The organism is Aeromonas sp. R7-4 (assembly GCF_040908055.1).
Classification (GTDB): domain Bacteria; phylum Pseudomonadota; class Gammaproteobacteria; order Enterobacterales; family Aeromonadaceae; genus Aeromonas; species Aeromonas sanarellii.
Genome location: NZ_JBFODA010000039.1, coordinates 1 through 14,399, shown reverse-complemented (window position 1 = coordinate 14,399; position 14,399 = coordinate 1). Strand labels below are relative to the sequence as shown.

The 14,399-nt window shown below is 53.2% G+C and carries 28 protein-coding genes; all 28 read left to right on the top strand.

Annotated elements, in window-relative coordinates; translation table 11 throughout:
* Positions 1 to 76 precede the first annotated feature (76 nt).
* Positions 77 to 388 carry a 30S ribosomal protein S10 gene (rpsJ, locus tag AB5Y72_RS10500; RefSeq protein WP_005307944.1) on the top strand — a complete coding sequence of 104 codons (312 nt, stop codon included), beginning with the start codon at positions 77 to 79 and terminating at the stop codon, positions 386 to 388.
* Positions 389 to 410: 22 nt separating this feature from the next.
* Positions 411 to 1,043 carry a 50S ribosomal protein L3 gene (gene rplC, locus AB5Y72_RS10495; protein WP_005307947.1) on the top strand — a complete coding sequence of 211 codons (633 nt, stop codon included), beginning with the start codon at positions 411 to 413 and terminating at the stop codon, positions 1,041 to 1,043.
* Positions 1,044 to 1,060: 17 nt separating this feature from the next.
* The gene (rplD, locus tag AB5Y72_RS10490; RefSeq protein ID WP_005340616.1) at positions 1,061 to 1,666 is read left to right on the top strand and encodes a 50S ribosomal protein L4; all 606 of its coding nucleotides are present in this window, start codon (positions 1,061 to 1,063) and stop codon (positions 1,664 to 1,666) included.
* On the top strand, positions 1,666 to 1,965 hold the full coding sequence (gene rplW / locus AB5Y72_RS10485; RefSeq protein ID WP_342690021.1) for a 50S ribosomal protein L23: 300 nt from the start codon (positions 1,666 to 1,668) through the stop codon (positions 1,963 to 1,965). The genes rplD and rplW overlap by 1 nt, the downstream gene beginning before the upstream one ends.
* Before the next feature lie 15 nt (positions 1,966 to 1,980).
* Positions 1,981 to 2,802, top strand: a complete 822-nt coding sequence (rplB, locus tag AB5Y72_RS10480) for a 50S ribosomal protein L2 (RefSeq protein ID WP_041209710.1) — start codon at positions 1,981 to 1,983, stop codon at positions 2,800 to 2,802.
* Positions 2,803 to 2,824: 22 nt separating this feature from the next.
* Positions 2,825 to 3,103: a 30S ribosomal protein S19 gene (gene rpsS, locus AB5Y72_RS10475; protein WP_005307960.1), complete on the top strand. Its 279-nt coding sequence runs from the start codon at positions 2,825 to 2,827 to the stop codon at positions 3,101 to 3,103.
* Between the two features lie 10 nt (positions 3,104 to 3,113).
* Complete coding sequence (gene rplV, locus AB5Y72_RS10470) at positions 3,114 to 3,458, top strand: 50S ribosomal protein L22 (RefSeq protein WP_010672561.1); 345 nt, start codon at positions 3,114 to 3,116, stop codon at positions 3,456 to 3,458.
* A 3-nt stretch (positions 3,459 to 3,461) separates the two neighbouring features.
* Positions 3,462 to 4,175 carry a 30S ribosomal protein S3 gene (gene rpsC / locus AB5Y72_RS10465; protein ID WP_005331168.1) on the top strand — a complete coding sequence of 238 codons (714 nt, stop codon included), beginning with the start codon at positions 3,462 to 3,464 and terminating at the stop codon, positions 4,173 to 4,175.
* Positions 4,176 to 4,188: 13 nt separating this feature from the next.
* On the top strand, positions 4,189 to 4,602 hold the full coding sequence (gene rplP / locus AB5Y72_RS10460) for a 50S ribosomal protein L16 (protein ID WP_010672562.1): 414 nt from the start codon (positions 4,189 to 4,191) through the stop codon (positions 4,600 to 4,602).
* The gene (rpmC, locus tag AB5Y72_RS10455; protein WP_005307965.1) at positions 4,602 to 4,793 is read left to right on the top strand and encodes a 50S ribosomal protein L29; all 192 of its coding nucleotides are present in this window, start codon (positions 4,602 to 4,604) and stop codon (positions 4,791 to 4,793) included. Before rplP ends, rpmC begins: the two co-directional genes overlap by 1 nt.
* On the top strand, positions 4,793 to 5,041 hold the full coding sequence (rpsQ, locus tag AB5Y72_RS10450; RefSeq protein ID WP_005307966.1) for a 30S ribosomal protein S17: 249 nt from the start codon (positions 4,793 to 4,795) through the stop codon (positions 5,039 to 5,041). Before rpmC ends, rpsQ begins: the two co-directional genes overlap by 1 nt.
* 148 nt (positions 5,042 to 5,189) lie before the next feature.
* Positions 5,190 to 5,558 carry a 50S ribosomal protein L14 gene (gene rplN, locus AB5Y72_RS10445; protein WP_005307975.1) on the top strand — a complete coding sequence of 123 codons (369 nt, stop codon included), beginning with the start codon at positions 5,190 to 5,192 and terminating at the stop codon, positions 5,556 to 5,558.
* An 11-nt stretch (positions 5,559 to 5,569) separates the two neighbouring features.
* A complete protein-coding gene (gene rplX / locus AB5Y72_RS10440) occupies positions 5,570 to 5,887 on the top strand; it encodes a 50S ribosomal protein L24 (protein WP_005307977.1) in 318 nt (105 codons plus the stop codon).
* Between the two features lie 13 nt (positions 5,888 to 5,900).
* The gene (rplE, locus tag AB5Y72_RS10435; protein WP_005307978.1) at positions 5,901 to 6,440 is read left to right on the top strand and encodes a 50S ribosomal protein L5; all 540 of its coding nucleotides are present in this window, start codon (positions 5,901 to 5,903) and stop codon (positions 6,438 to 6,440) included.
* A gap of 10 nt (positions 6,441 to 6,450) precedes the next feature.
* Positions 6,451 to 6,756, top strand: a complete 306-nt coding sequence (gene rpsN, locus AB5Y72_RS10430; RefSeq protein WP_042078430.1) for a 30S ribosomal protein S14 — start codon at positions 6,451 to 6,453, stop codon at positions 6,754 to 6,756.
* Between the two features lie 19 nt (positions 6,757 to 6,775).
* Complete coding sequence (rpsH, locus tag AB5Y72_RS10425; RefSeq protein WP_010672564.1) at positions 6,776 to 7,168, top strand: 30S ribosomal protein S8; 393 nt, start codon at positions 6,776 to 6,778, stop codon at positions 7,166 to 7,168.
* A gap of 13 nt (positions 7,169 to 7,181) precedes the next feature.
* On the top strand, positions 7,182 to 7,715 hold the full coding sequence (gene rplF / locus AB5Y72_RS10420) for a 50S ribosomal protein L6 (RefSeq protein WP_010672565.1): 534 nt from the start codon (positions 7,182 to 7,184) through the stop codon (positions 7,713 to 7,715).
* Positions 7,716 to 7,724: 9 nt separating this feature from the next.
* Positions 7,725 to 8,078 carry a 50S ribosomal protein L18 gene (rplR, locus tag AB5Y72_RS10415; RefSeq protein ID WP_010672566.1) on the top strand — a complete coding sequence of 118 codons (354 nt, stop codon included), beginning with the start codon at positions 7,725 to 7,727 and terminating at the stop codon, positions 8,076 to 8,078.
* 14 nt (positions 8,079 to 8,092) lie between these two features.
* Positions 8,093 to 8,593, top strand: a complete 501-nt coding sequence (rpsE, locus tag AB5Y72_RS10410; protein ID WP_042078432.1) for a 30S ribosomal protein S5 — start codon at positions 8,093 to 8,095, stop codon at positions 8,591 to 8,593.
* Between the two features lie 6 nt (positions 8,594 to 8,599).
* Entirely contained in the window at positions 8,600 to 8,779 is a 180-nt protein-coding gene (rpmD, locus tag AB5Y72_RS10405) for a 50S ribosomal protein L30 (protein ID WP_005307985.1), read from the top strand.
* Positions 8,780 to 8,781: 2 nt separating this feature from the next.
* Positions 8,782 to 9,219 carry a 50S ribosomal protein L15 gene (rplO, locus tag AB5Y72_RS10400; RefSeq protein ID WP_005307987.1) on the top strand — a complete coding sequence of 146 codons (438 nt, stop codon included), beginning with the start codon at positions 8,782 to 8,784 and terminating at the stop codon, positions 9,217 to 9,219.
* 8 nt (positions 9,220 to 9,227) lie between these two features.
* Complete coding sequence (gene secY / locus AB5Y72_RS10395; protein ID WP_010672567.1) at positions 9,228 to 10,556, top strand: preprotein translocase subunit SecY; 1,329 nt, start codon at positions 9,228 to 9,230, stop codon at positions 10,554 to 10,556.
* A 27-nt stretch (positions 10,557 to 10,583) separates the two neighbouring features.
* On the top strand, positions 10,584 to 10,697 hold the full coding sequence (rpmJ, locus tag AB5Y72_RS10390) for a 50S ribosomal protein L36 (protein ID WP_005319705.1): 114 nt from the start codon (positions 10,584 to 10,586) through the stop codon (positions 10,695 to 10,697).
* 139 nt (positions 10,698 to 10,836) lie between these two features.
* Positions 10,837 to 11,193 (top strand): 30S ribosomal protein S13, encoded by a 357-nt coding sequence (gene rpsM, locus AB5Y72_RS10385; protein WP_125609091.1) that lies wholly within the window; start codon positions 10,837 to 10,839, stop codon positions 11,191 to 11,193.
* Positions 11,194 to 11,207: 14 nt separating this feature from the next.
* Positions 11,208 to 11,597, top strand: a complete 390-nt coding sequence (rpsK, locus tag AB5Y72_RS10380; protein ID WP_005319702.1) for a 30S ribosomal protein S11 — start codon at positions 11,208 to 11,210, stop codon at positions 11,595 to 11,597.
* A gap of 40 nt (positions 11,598 to 11,637) precedes the next feature.
* The gene (gene rpsD / locus AB5Y72_RS10375) at positions 11,638 to 12,258 is read left to right on the top strand and encodes a 30S ribosomal protein S4 (protein WP_010672568.1); all 621 of its coding nucleotides are present in this window, start codon (positions 11,638 to 11,640) and stop codon (positions 12,256 to 12,258) included.
* Positions 12,259 to 12,283: 25 nt separating this feature from the next.
* Positions 12,284 to 13,273, top strand: coding sequence for a DNA-directed RNA polymerase subunit alpha (gene rpoA / locus AB5Y72_RS10370; RefSeq protein ID WP_005307997.1), 990 nt, complete (start codon positions 12,284 to 12,286; stop codon positions 13,271 to 13,273).
* Positions 13,274 to 13,316: 43 nt separating this feature from the next.
* The gene (gene rplQ / locus AB5Y72_RS10365; RefSeq protein WP_005307999.1) at positions 13,317 to 13,700 is read left to right on the top strand and encodes a 50S ribosomal protein L17; all 384 of its coding nucleotides are present in this window, start codon (positions 13,317 to 13,319) and stop codon (positions 13,698 to 13,700) included.
* The last annotated feature ends 699 nt before the right edge of the window (positions 13,701 to 14,399 follow it).

Sequence of the window (14,399 nt, the reverse complement as noted above, 5' to 3'; positions counted from 1 at the left end):
AAATCGCACCTCTGGCGGGAGTAATCTCGGTCGGGCGGTGTTGATTTATGTTCTTTTATCTATTGGAGCTCTGTCAATGCAGAACCAAAGAATCCGTATCCGCCTGAAGGCTTTTGATCATCGCCTGATCGATCAATCCACTGCGGAAATCGTTGAAACTGCAAAGCGCACCGGCGCGCAGGTTCGCGGTCCTATCCCGCTGCCGACTCGCAAAGAGCGTTTCACCGTTCTGATCTCCCCGCACGTCAACAAGGACGCGCGTGATCAGTACGAGATCCGCACTCACAAGCGTCTGGTAGACATCGTTGAACCGACTGACAAGACCGTTGACGCTCTGATGCGTCTGGATCTGGCAGCTGGTGTAGACGTCCAGATCAGCCTGGGTTAATTACGGAAAGAGGTTGATAACAATGACAATCGGTCTTGTAGGTCGCAAAGTGGGTATGACTCGCATCTTCACTGAAGATGGCGTTTCTATCCCGGTGACTGTTATCGAAGTTGAAGCTAACCGTGTAACTCAGGTCAAATCTGTAGAAACCGACGGCTACAACGCTATTCAGGTTACCACTGGCTCCAAGAAAGCCAGCCGCGTAACCAAGCCGGAAGCTGGCCACTTCGCCAAAGCTGGTGTAGAAGCCGGTCGCGGTCTGTGGGAATTCCGCCTGAACAACGGTGAAACTTTCACTGTTGGTAGCGAGCTGAAAGTAGATCTTCTCGCTGACGTTAAGCTGGTAGACGTTACCGGCACATCCAAGGGTAAAGGTTTTGCCGGTACTGTTAAGCGCTGGAACTTCCGCACCCAGGATATGACCCACGGTAACTCCCTGTCCCACCGTGTACCTGGCTCCATCGGTCAAAACCAGACCCCGGGCCGTGTATTCAAGGGCAAGAAGATGGCTGGTCACATGGGTGCTGAGCGTGTAACGACTCAGAACCTGGAACTGGTTCGTGTTGACGCTGAACGCAACCTGCTGCTCATCAAAGGCGCAGTACCGGGTGCAACCAACGGCAACGTGATCGTCAAACCTGCCGTCAAAGCGTAACGTCTGAGGAGATAGTAATGGAATTGGTAATGAAAGACGCCAAGAGCGCTCTTGAAGTTTCCGAGACTACCTTCGGGCGCGAATTCAACGAAGCTCTGGTTCACCAGGTTGTCGTTGCATATGCCGCTGGTGCCCGTCAGGGTACTCGTGCGCAGCTGACTCGCTCTGAAGTGTCTGGTGGCGGCAAAAAGCCGTGGCGTCAGAAGGGTACTGGTCGTGCCCGTGCTGGCTCCATCCGTTCGCCCATCTGGCGTTCCGGTGGTGTGACCTTTGCTGCTAAGCCGCAAGATCACAGCCAGAAAGTAAACAAGAAGATGTACCGCGGCGCTATCCGTAGCATCCTGTCCGAGCTGGTACGTCAAGAGCGCCTGATCGTTGTTGAGAAGTTCGGCATCGAAGCGCCGAAGACCAAAGAACTGATCGCCAAGCTGAAAGAAATGGAACTGACTGACGTTCTGATCGTGACTGCTGAAGTCGATGAGAACCTGTTCCTGGCTGCTCGTAACCTGTACAAGGTCGACGTGCGTGACGTTGCCGGTATCGACCCGGTCAGCCTGATCGCTTTCGACAAGGTTCTGATGACTGCTGACGCAGTTAAGCAAATCGAGGAGATGCTGGCATGATCCGTGAAGAGCGTCTGCTGAAAGTTCTGAAGGCTCCGCACATCTCTGAAAAGAGCACCATGGTCGCAGAAAAGCAGAACACTATCGTGTTCAAAGTTGCTGTTGATGCCACCAAGGCGGAAGTCAAAGCTGCAGTTGCGAAACTGTTCGAGGTCGAAGTTGAGACCGTCCGTACCCTGAACATGAAGGGTAAGACCAAGCGCGCAGGTGCACGCGTAGGCCGTCGTTCCGATTGGAAAAAGGCTTATGTGACCCTGAAAGCTGGTCAGGACATCGACTTCATGGGCGCAGCCGAGTAAGAGGAGTTCTGAAAAATGGCAATCGTTAAGTGCAAGCCTACTTCTCCGGGCCGCCGCCACGTCGTCAAGATCGTCAACCAAGAGCTGTACAAGGGTAAGCCCTTCGCAGCCCTGCTGGACAAGAAAGACAAGACCGGTGGTCGTAACAACAACGGTCGTATCACCACTCGCCACATCGGCGGTGGTCACAAGCAACACTACCGTCTGATCGACTTCAAGCGCGACAAAGACGGCATTCCGGCCAAAGTTGAGCGTCTGGAATACGATCCTAACCGTACCGCAAACATCGCCCTGGTGCTGTATGCAGACGGTGAGCGTCGTTACATCCTGGCTCCGAAAGGCCTGAAAGCTGGTGATGCAATCGCCTCTGGTGCTGATGCTGCCATCAAGGTGGGTAACACCCTGCCGATGCGCAACATTCCGGTCGGTTCTACCGTTCACGCCGTCGAGATGAAGCCTGGTAAAGGTGCCCAGCTGGCTCGTTCCGCTGGTACTTTCATCCAGATCCTGGCTCGTGAAGGTAACTATGTAACTCTGCGTCTGCGTTCCGGCGAAGTACGTAAAGTTCTGGCCGAGTGCCGCGCTACCATCGGTGAAGTGGGTAACTCCGAGCACATGCTGCGTCAACTGGGTAAAGCCGGTGCAAACCGCTGGCGTGGTATTCGTCCGACCGTTCGCGGTATGGCGATGAACCCGGTTGATCACCCGCACGGTGGTGGTGAGGGTCGTAACAAGGGCATGCAGCCTGTGTCCCCATGGGGCCAGAAGGCTAAGGGCTTCAAGACCCGTAAGAACAAGCGTACCGACAAGTACATCGTACGTCGTCGTAACAAGTAATTGTTAACATAGAGGAATCACCATGCCACGTTCTCTCAAGAAGGGTCCATTTATCGACCTGCACTTGCTGAAGAAGGTAGAGAAAGCGGTGGAAAGCGGGGATAAAAAGCCGGTTAAGACCTGGTCCCGTCGTTCAATGATCATCCCGAACATGATCGGTTTGACCATCGCTGTCCATAATGGTCGTCAGCACGTTCCGGTTTTCGTTACCGAAGAAATGATCGGTCACAAACTGGGTGAATTCGCACCGACTCGTACTTATCGCGGCCATGCTGCTGATAAGAAGGCTAAGAAGCGCTAAGGGATAAATGATGGAAGCTATCGCTAAACACCGTTATGCCCGTACTTCTGCCCAGAAAGCTCGTCTGGTAGCCGATCAAGTACGTGGTCTGTCCGTAGACAAGGCTCTGAACATCCTGACCTTCAGCCCGAAAAAGGCTGCTGTTCTGGTGAAGAAAGTGCTGGAATCTGCCATTGCCAACGCTGAGCACAACGAAGGTGCCGATATCGACACCCTGCGTGTTGCCACCATCATGGTAGACGAAGGTCCCTCCATGAAGCGCATCCGCCCGCGTGCCAAAGGTCGCGCGGATCGTATCCTCAAGCGTACCGCTCACATCACTGTAGTGGTATCCGACGCTAAGGCTGGGAGATAAGCAATGGGTCAGAAAGTACATCCTAATGGCATTCGCCTGGGTATTACCAAGCCTTGGAATTCTACCTGGTTCGCGAACACCAAAGACTTCGCTGACAACCTGTACAGCGATTTCCAAGTACGCCAGTTCCTGACCAAGGAGCTGAAAAACGCTTCCTTGTCCAAGATCACCATCGAGCGTCCGGCCAAGAGCATCCGTGTGACCATTCACACCGCTCGTCCGGGTGTCGTGATCGGCAAGAAAGGCGAAGACGTTGAGAAACTGCGCAAAGCCGTAGCCGCTATTGCTGGCGTGCCTGCTCAGATCAACATTTCCGAAGTCCGCAAGCCGGAGCTGGATGGCAAACTGGTTGCCGACAGCATCACTTCTCAGCTGGAACGTCGCGTAATGTTCCGTCGCGCCATGAAGCGCGCCGTACAGAACGCCATGCGTCTGGGTGCCAAGGGCATCAAGGTAGAAGTATCCGGTCGTCTGGGCGGCGCTGAAATCGCGCGTACCGAATGGTACCGTGAAGGTCGTGTGCCCCTGCACACCCTGCGTGCCGACATCGACTATGCAACTTCTGAAGCCCACACCACTTACGGTGTGATCGGCGTCAAAGTTTGGATCTTCAAGGGCGAAGTTCTGGGTGGTCTGGCTGCAGTCAATGCTGCCGCTGCTCAAGAGCAAGCTCCTGCAAAGCCCAAGCGTGACAACAAGCGCCGCGCTGCTAAGTAAGGAGATTCGGTAAATGTTGCAACCTAAGCGTACTAAATTCCGCAAGACCCACAAGGGTCGTAACCGCGGTCTGGCCAATGCCGGTAACGAAGTATCCTTCGGTACCTTTGGCCTGAAGGCGACATCTCGTGGTCAGCTGACTGCTCGTCAAATCGAAGCAGCCCGTCGTGCCATGACCCGTCACGTTAAGCGTCAAGGCAAGATCTGGATCCGTGTGTTCCCGGACAAGCCCATCACCGAAAAGCCCCTCGAAGTTCGTATGGGTAAAGGTAAGGGTAACGTGGAATACTGGGTTTGCCCGATCCAGCCTGGCAAGGTTCTGTACGAGATGGATGGTGTACCTGAGGCTCTGGCGCGTGAAGCGTTTGCCCTGGCCGCAGCTAAGCTGTCCGTTCAGACCACTTTCGTAATTAAGACGGTGATGTGATGAAAGCCCAAGATCTGCGTCAAAAGAGCGTCGAAGAACTGAACCAGGAGCTGCTGGGTTTGCTGCGTGAGCAATTCAACATGCGCATGCAAGCTTCCACCGGCCAACTGGCTCAGACTCACACTCTGAAACAAGTGCGTCGTGACGTCGCACGTATCAAGACTGTACTGACTGAGAAGGCAGGTGCGTAATGACTGACAAGATCCGTACTCTGCAAGGTCGTGTAATCAGCGACAAGATGGACAAGTCCATCACCGTCGCCATCGAGCGCAAGGTAAAGCACCCGATCTACGGTAAGATCATCAAGCGTACTACCAAGCTGCACGTGCATGACGAGAACAACGAGTGCAAGGCTGGCGACCTCGTGGAAATCCGCGAGTGCCGCCCGCTGTCCAAGACCAAATCCTGGACCCTGGTTGCTGTCGTAGAAAAGGCCTAATTCGGTACTTTCTAGCCCAAACGGCCCCCCATCGGGGCCGTTTGTTTTTTAGGCTACCTTTTCAAAAACAGCTGTGTTATAGTTTCGCGCCTTTTGAAGGCAGCCAGATCCCATCAGGGATAAGAAGTAAACAAAGCGGAGCACTAAGATGATCCAGATGCAAAGTATGCTGGGTGTTGCCGACAACTCCGGCGCTCGCAGTGTAATGTGTATTAAGGTTCTGGGTGGTTCGCACCGCCGTTACGCCGGCATCGGCGACATCATCAAGGTTTCCATCAAGGAAGCCATTCCTCGCGGTAAAGTGAAGAAAGGTGATGTGTATAACGCGGTGGTCGTACGCACCCGTAAAGGCGTTCGTCGTCCGGACGGCTCTGTCATCCGTTTCGACAACAATGCGGCTGTGTTGCTTAACAACAACCAACAGCCAATCGGTACTCGTATTTTTGGCCCGGTGACCCGTGAACTCCGTAACGAGAAGTTCATGAAGATTGTGTCCCTGGCACCCGAAGTACTGTAAGGAGTCGAACGATGGCAGCTAAAATCCGTCGCGAAGACGAAGTAATTGTTCTTACCGGCAAAGACAAGGGCAAGCGTGGCAAAGTCACTCAAGTTCTGATTGCCAAAGGTAAGGTAATCGTGGAAGGCATCAACCAGGTGAAGAAACACCAGAAGCCGGTACCCGCACTGGGTCAGGCTGGCGGTATCGTCACCAAAGAAGCCCCCATCGATGTATCTAACGTAGCGCTGTTCAACTCTGCCACTGGCAAGGCTGACCGCGTTGGTTTCCGGATTGAAGACGGCAAGAAAGTCCGTTTCTTCAAATCCACCGGCGAACTTGTGAAGTAATTGGAGTTTAACGATGGCGAAACTGCATGATTACTACAAATCCGATGTAGTAAATGAACTGACCAAGCAGTTCGGTTACAAGACTATCATGCAAGTCCCTCGGATCGAGAAAATCACCCTGAACATGGGTGTTGGTGAAGCGATCTCTGACAAGAAGTTGCTGGAAAATGCCGCTGCCGACATGGCTGCCATTTCCGGTCAGAAACCGCTGATCACCAAAGCACGCAAATCTGTTGCGGGCTTCAAGATTCGTGAAGGCTACCCGATAGGTTGTAAAGTAACCCTGCGTGGCGAGCGTATGTGGGAGTTCCTGGAACGGCTGATTTGCATCTCCGTACCGCGTATCCGTGACTTCCGTGGTCTGAACGCCAAGGCGTTCGATGGCCGTGGTAACTACTCCATGGGCGTGCGTGAGCAAATCATCTTCCCGGAAATCGACTATGACAAGGTCGATCGCGTCCGTGGTCTGGATATCACCATCACCACTTCCGCGAATACCGACGAAGAAGGCCGTGCTCTGCTGGCTGCCTTTAACTTCCCATTCCGCAAGTAAGGTTAGGGTTATGGCTAAAACATCCATGAAAGCGCGCGAAGCTAAGCGTGCGAAGCTGGCAGCCAAATACGCTACCAAGCGTACCGAGCTGAAAGCTATCATCGTTGATATGAACGCTTCTGAAGAAGCGCGTTGGGACGCTGTCTTGCAACTGCAACAGCTGCCCCGTGATTCCAGTCCGTCCCGCCAGCGTAACCGTTGCAATATTACTGGTCGTCCGCACGGTTTCCTGCGCAAGTTTGGCCTGTCCCGCATCAAGGTGCGTGAGCATGCCATGAAGGGCGAAATTCCGGGCCTCAAAAAGGCCTCTTGGTAAGAATCTCGGGAGTTAGACTATGAGCATGCAAGATCCGATCGCGGATATGCTGACCCGCATCCGTAACGGTCAGGCGGCGAGCAAAGTTGCGGTTTCCATGCCTTCTTCCAAGCTGAAAGTGGCTATCGCCAAAGTGCTGAAAGAAGAAGGTTACATCGCTGGCTACAACGTAGCTGGTGACGTGAAGCCGGAACTGGAAATCGAACTGAAGTATTTCCAGGGCAAGCCGGTTGTAGAACTGATCCAACGCGTGAGCCGTCCCGGCCTGCGTATTTACAAGCGCACTACTGATCTGCCGAAAGTCATGGGCGGTCTCGGTGTTGCTATCGTGTCCACGTCTAAAGGTGTGATGACCGACCGTGCTGCCCGCAAGGCAAGCATGGGTGGTGAGATCATCTGCTACGTCGCTTAATAGGAGGTCGGAAATGTCTCGCGTTGCTAAGGCACCCGTCACTATTCCTGCTGGCGTAGAGGTGACTCTGAACGGTCAGGAACTGTCCATCAAAGGTGGTAAAGGTTCCCTGGTTCGTTCCATCCACGCCGGTGTAGAAGTGACCAAAGAAGACAATGTACTGAAGTTCGCCCCGCGCGACGGCATCGCTGGTGCTGACGCTCAGGCCGGTACTGCCCGTGCATTGGTCAACAACATGGTAGTCGGTGTTACCCAAGGCTTCGAGCGCAAGCTGCAGCTGGTTGGTGTAGGTTACAAAGCCTCCATCAAGGGCAATGCTGTTGCGCTGGCACTGGGCTTCTCTCACCCGGTAGAGCATGCGCTGCCGGCTGGTGTCACCGCTGAATGTCCGTCCGCCACCGAAATCGTTCTGCGTGGTGTGGACAAGCAGCTGGTTGGCCAAGTCGCCGCCGATATCCGTGCTTACCGCGCTCCGGAGCCCTACAAGGGCAAGGGTGTACGCTATGCCAACGAGCAAGTGCGTACTAAAGAAGCTAAGAAGAAGTAAGGTAACACTATGGACAAGAAAGCAGCTCGTCTCCGTCGTGCTACTCGTGCTCGGAAAAAGATGCAGGAACTGGGAGCTACCCGTCTGGTTGTTCACCGTACCCCGCGTCATATCTATGCGCAGGTTATTGCAGCCAACGGTTCCGAAGTTCTGGCCTCTGCTTCCACAGTAGAGAAGGCCATCAGTGAAGCTCTGAAATACACCGGTAACGCAGATGCTGCTACCGCTGTAGGTAAAGCAATCGCTGAGCGTGCCATTGCCAAAGGCGTTCAGAACGTATCTTTCGATCGTTCCGGTTTCAAGTATCACGGTCGTGTAGCCGCTCTGGCTGCCGCTGCTCGTGACGCTGGTCTTCAGTTCTAAGCTAGGAGTCGAAGATGGCTAAAGTCGAATCTCAAGCCGGCGAACTGCAAGAAAAGCTCATTGCAGTAAACCGTGTTTCGAAAACTGTTAAAGGTGGTCGTATCATGTCCTTCACCGCGTTGACCGTGGTGGGTGATGGTAACGGCCGTGTAGGTTACGGTTACGGTAAGGCTCGTGAAGTTCCGGCCGCCATTCAAAAGGCGATGGAACAGGCTAAGCGTAACCTGAGCAAGGTTGAACTGAACAACGGCACTCTGCACCACCCGGTGCGTGGTGTTCACTCTGGTTCCACCGTGTTCATGAAGCCGGCCTCCCAAGGTACAGGTATCATCGCAGGCGGCGCTATGCGTGCCGTGCTGGAAGTTGCCGGTATCCACAACGTGCTGGCCAAGACCTACGGTTCCACCAACCCGATCAACGTTGTTCGCGCAACTGTCGACGCTCTGGTTCACGGTCAATCACCGGAACAGATCGCTGCCAAGCGTGGTCTGCGCGTTGAAGAAATTCTGGGGTAATGCGACATGGCTAACACTGTAAAAGTAACTCAAACTCGCAGCTCTATCGGCCGTCTGCCAAAGCACAAGGCGACTCTGCGTGGTCTGGGTCTGCGTCGCATTGGTCACACCGTTGAGCTGGAAGATACTCCCTGCGTACGCGGTATGATCAACCAGGTTTATTACATGGTTAAGGTGGAGGGCTAAGCATGCGTCTGAATACTCTGTCTCCGGCCGCTGGTTCCAAGCGTGTTAAGCACCGTCCGGGCCGTGGTATCGGTTCTGGTCTGGGCAAGACTGGTGGTCGTGGTGTGAAAGGTCAAACTTCTCGTTCCGGTGGCGGTAAAGTCCGCAACGGTTTCGAGGGTGGCCAGATGCCTTTGAAAATCCGTCTGCCGAAGTTCGGTTTCTTCTCTCGCAAATCTTTGGTTTCTGCCGAAGTGCGCCTGAATGAAATCGCCCTGGTAGAAGGTGATGTGGTCGACGTGAGCACTCTGAAGCAAGCCGGTGTGATTACCAAAAACATCGTGTTCGCTAAAGTTGTTCTGTCTGGCAACATTGACCGTGCTGTGACCGTTCGTGGTCTGTCCGTCACCAAAGGTGCACGTGCAGCCATCGAGGCAGCTGGCGGTAAAATCGAGGAATAATCAGTACAATGGCTAAGAAACCAGGATTGGATGTTAAAGCACAAGGTGGTCTGAGTGAATTGAAGAGCCGTCTGCTCTTCGTTCTCGGGGCAATTATCGTGTTCCGTGCAGGCTCTTATGTGCCGATCCCTGGTATTGACGCCGCCGTACTGGCCGAGTTGTTCCAACAACAGAAGGGCACCATCATTGAGATGTTCAACATGTTCAGTGGTGGTGCACTCTCGCGTGCTTCTATTCTTGCGCTGGGGATCATGCCGTACATTTCGGCCTCGATCATTATCCAGCTGCTGACTGTGGTCCATCCCGCTCTTGCTGAACTCAAGAAAGAGGGTGAATCCGGCCGTCGCAAGATTAGCCAATATACCCGTTGGGGCACGCTGGTTTTGGGAACGTTCCAGGCCATTGGTATTGCAACCGGCTTGCCGAATATGATGCAAGGACTCGTGACTCATCCGGGTTTGGGCTTCTATTTCACAGCCGTTGTGAGTCTGGTCACCGGTACCATGTTCTTGATGTGGTTGGGTGAGCAGATTACCGAGCGTGGGATTGGTAATGGTATCTCGTTGATTATCTTCACAGGTATCGTTGCCGGTCTGCCTCATGCCATTGGCGCTACGGCCGAACAGGCACGTCAAGGGGAATTGCACATCCTGCTGTTGTTGTTGCTGGGCTTGATTGTTTTCGCAGTGACTTACTTTGTGGTGTTCGTGGAGCGTGGTCAGCGTCGTATCGTCGTGAACTATGCCAAGCGTCAACAAGGCCGCCAGGTATTCGCCGCGCAAAGCACACACCTGCCGTTGAAAGTGAATATGGCCGGTGTGATTCCTGCGATTTTCGCATCCAGCATCATCCTCTTCCCTGGGACCATCACCTCTTGGTTTGGTCAGGGCGAGGGCAAGATCGCTGATATCCTGCAACAGGTCTCTATGGTCCTGCAGCCGGGTCAGCCCTTGTATGAGATGCTTTATGCAGCAGCCATTATCTTCTTCTGTTTCTTCTATACCGCGCTGGTGTTCAACCCCCGCGAGACAGCAGATAACCTGAAGAAGAGTGGAGCCTTTATCCCGGGGATCCGCCCGGGCGAGCAGACAGCACGTTACATCGATAAGGTTATGACTCGCCTGACATTGGCAGGTGCGCTCTATATAACCTTTATCTGTCTGGTACCCCAGTTCCTGATGACTGCCTGGAACGTACAGTTCTACTTCGGTGGCACCTCGCTGCTGATTATCGTGGTAGTTATCATGGACTTCATGGCTCAGGTACAAACCCATATGATGTCTCATCAATATGGCGACGTCCTGAGGAAGGCCAACCTGAAGGGCTACGGCCGCTAAAGGTCGGCGTAGTTACGGAGTTAAGCAATGAAAGTTCGTGCTTCCGTTAAGGCAATCTGCCGTAACTGCAAAATCATCAAGCGTCACGGTGTGGTGCGTGTGATTTGCAGCGAGCCAAAGCATAAACAGCGCCAAGGCTAATTTTTTACGGTTAGTACTTGCAACAAATAGTTGTGCTGGCTAATATAGCCAGCCAACTTTTGTTGTGTATTGGTTGACCGCCACGTATCCGCTCACGGGCTTTGTGGTGGTCGTAATCTACTATATGTAGGAGTGAATAGTGGCCCGTATCGCTGGCATTAACATTCCTGACCATAAGCATGCAGTCATTGCACTGACTGCTATTTATGGCGTCGGTCGTACCCGCTCCAAGGCCATCTGTGCCGCAGCCGGTATCGCTGAGAATGTGAAAATTAAAGACCTGGACGAAACTCAGATCGAGAGTCTGCGTGAACAAGTAGGTAAATTCACCGTTGAAGGTGACCTGCGTCGTCAGATTTCCATGAACATCAAGCGATTGATGGATCTGGGTTGCTACCGTGGTTTGCGTCACCGTCGTAGCCTGCCTGTTCGTGGTCAACGTACCAAGACCAACGCTCGTACCCGTAAGGGTCCGCGCAAGGCTATCAAGAAGTAACGGGAAGGTAGAAAATGGCTAAAACTCCGACTCGTGCTCGCAAGCGCGTTAAAAAGCAAGTGAGCGACGGTATTGCGCACGTTCATGCATCTTTCAACAACACAATCGTGACCATTACTGACCGTCAGGGCAATGCTCTGTCATGGGCTACCTCCGGTGGTTCAGGTTTCCGTGGTTCCCGTAAGTCCACTCCGTTTGCTGCCCAGGTAGCTGCTGAGCGTGCTGGTGAGATCGCCAAAGAATACGGCGTGAAGAACCTGGAAGTCATGGTCAAAGGTCCGGGTCCCGGTCGTGAGTCTTCCATCCGCGCTCTGAACGCGGCTGGTTTCCGCATCACTAATATTACTGATGTGACTCCGATCCCGCACAACGGTTGTCGTCCTCCCAAGAAGCGCCGCGTGTAACGCTGGTAGCTACTTGGTCTAGGATTGTTGGAGAAAGAAGATGGCAAGATATATCGGTCCTAAGCTTAAGCTTAGCCGTCGTGAGGGCACCGACCTCTTCCTGAAGTCTGGTGTTCGTGCGATTGATTCTAAGTGCAAGATTGACACCGTTCCTGGTCAGCACGGTGCGCGTAAAGCGCGTCTGTCCGACTACGGTGTACAACTGCGCGAGAAACAAAAAGTACGTCGTATCTACGGCGTGCTGGAAAAACAGTTCCGCAACTACTACCGCGACGCTGCCCGTCAAAAGGGTAACACCGGTGAAAACCTGTTGCAGCTGCTGGAAGGTCGTCTGGACAACGTCGTCTACCGCATGGGCTTCGGCGCCACTCGTGCTGAATCTCGTCAGCTGGTGAGCCACAAAGCCATCATGGTAAACGGCCGCGTTGTGAATGTTCCTTCTTTCCAGGTATCCCCTGAGGACGTGATCTGCGTTCGCGAGAAGGCTAAGAAGCAAGCGCGTATCAAAGCTTCCCTGGAAGTTGCTGGTCAGCGCGAGAAGCCGACTTGGGTAGAGGTTGACGCTGCTAAGATGGAAGGTGCCTTCAAGCGCCTGCCGGAGCGTTCCGACCTGTCTGCCGACATTAACGAACAGCTGATCGTCGAGCTTTACTCCAAGTAAAGCTAGCTTCTAAAGAGAGGACACAATGCTGGGTTCTGTAACAGATTTTCTTAAACCGCGGCTAGTTGACATCGAGCAAGTTAGCCCGACTCACGCGAAAGTGACTCTCGAGCCGCTTGAGCGTGGCTTTGGTCACACGCTGGGCAACGCCTTGCGTCGTATTTTGCTGTCATCTATGCCCGGTTGTGCAGTTACTGAAGTCGAGATCGACGGAGTACTGCACGAGTACAGCAGCAAAGAAGGTGTGCAGGAAGACATTCTTGAAATCCTGCTCAACCTGAAAGGTATCGCTGTGAAGCTGGAAGGCAAGGACGAGGTAACTCTGTCCCTGACCAAGTCTGGAACAGGCCCCGTTACCGCTGGTGATATCACTCACGGTGATGAAGTCGAGATCGTAAACCCGGAGCACGTAATCTGCCACCTGACAGGGGCCAATGCTGAGATCAGCATGCGTCTGAAAGTTCAGCGCGGTCGTGGTTATGTGCCTGCTTCTGCTCGTGTTCACAACGATGATGAAGAGCGTCCTATCGGCCGCCTGCTGCTGGACTCCGCGTTCAGTCCCATCGTTCGCATCGCCTACAATGTTGAGGCGGCACGTGTGGAACAGCGCACCGACTTGGACAAGCTGGTTATCGACATGGAGACCAATGGTACTCTGGATCCGGAAGAGGCCATCCGCCGTTCTGCCACTATCTTGGCCGAACAGCTGGAAGCCTTCGTGGATCTGCGCGATGTCAGCGTGCCCGAGAAGAAAGAAGAGAAACCCGAGTTTGATCCGATTCTGCTGCGTCCTGTCGATGATTTGGAGCTGACAGTTCGTTCCGCGAACTGTCTGAAGGCAGAAGCTATCCACTATATTGGTGATCTGGTACAGCGTACCGAAGTTGAGTTGCTCAAAACTCCGAACCTCGGTAAGAAGTCCCTGACTGAGATCAAGGACGTGTTGGCCTCCCGTGGTCTGTCTCTTGGCATGCGCCTTGAGAACTGGCCGCCCGCCAGCATCGCTGACGAGTAATCCAGATTACGGGTTTCACAGATTTAGTTAGAAGGATAAGGTCATGCGCCATCGTTTGAGTGGTCGTCAACTGAACCGGAACAGCAGCCATCGTCAGGCTATGTTCCGCAACATGGCCAGCTCCCTGGTTCGTCATGAGATCATCAAGACGACTCTGCCTAAGGCAAAAGAGCTGCGTCGTGTAGTTGAACCGCTGATCACCCTTGCCAAGACTGATAGCGTTGCTAATCGTCGCCTGGCATTTGCCCGTACTCGCGATAACGCGATCGTGGCTAAGCTGTTCAATGAACTGGGTCCGCGCTACCTGGAGCGCGCCGGCGGTTATACTCGCATTCTGAAATGCGGTTTCCGTGCTGGCGACAACGCCCCTATGGCTTATATTGAGCTGGTAGACCGCCCGGCCGCTGCTGAAGCAGCTGCTGAGTAATAAAAGAATAAAGCCGGGCTTGTCCCGGCTTTTCTTTTGTAGGATTCTGATACTGCCTCAACTGCCTCAACTGCCTCAACTGCCTCAACTGCCTCAACTGCCTCAACTGCCTCAACTGCCTCAACTGCCTCAACTGCCTCAACTGCCTTAATTGCCTTAATTGCTTACTTTTGATCGCGTAGTTCTTTATATAGGTAGGTATTCCTTATCATCGAATGATGGTCTTACATTCACCTGGTACAGAAAAAGCCAGCCAGTAGTATGAGCGCTTGCAGAGGAGTGGCTAATTTAGCTCTGGATTTGGTGGTTTCTGTGGATAAGTGTGTATAAAAACTGTGATTGAATATGAATAACTAAAAAAGTGCGCTTTTCTGCAATTTTATTGCCGCGAAGGGGTTGCCAGAACGAATTCGCTCTCTATAATTCGCCTCCATCGACACGGCAAGCGGCAACGCAAACAAGCCGGTCGGTAGCCTCGAAAAGCCTGTGCAAATAAGGCTTGACTCGAGAAGGCGGTTGAGTAGAATACCACTCCCGCAGCAGCCAAAAGCTGCGTCGCTCTTTAACAATTTGAATCAAGCAATCTGTGTGGGCACTCACAGCGTCGAGCATCAAAAACAATTTTTGATATCAATGTCTGATGAAGTGACCAAAGCAACTTTTAGTTGCAGCAGTTAATTCAGCAATTCATTGAGCCGC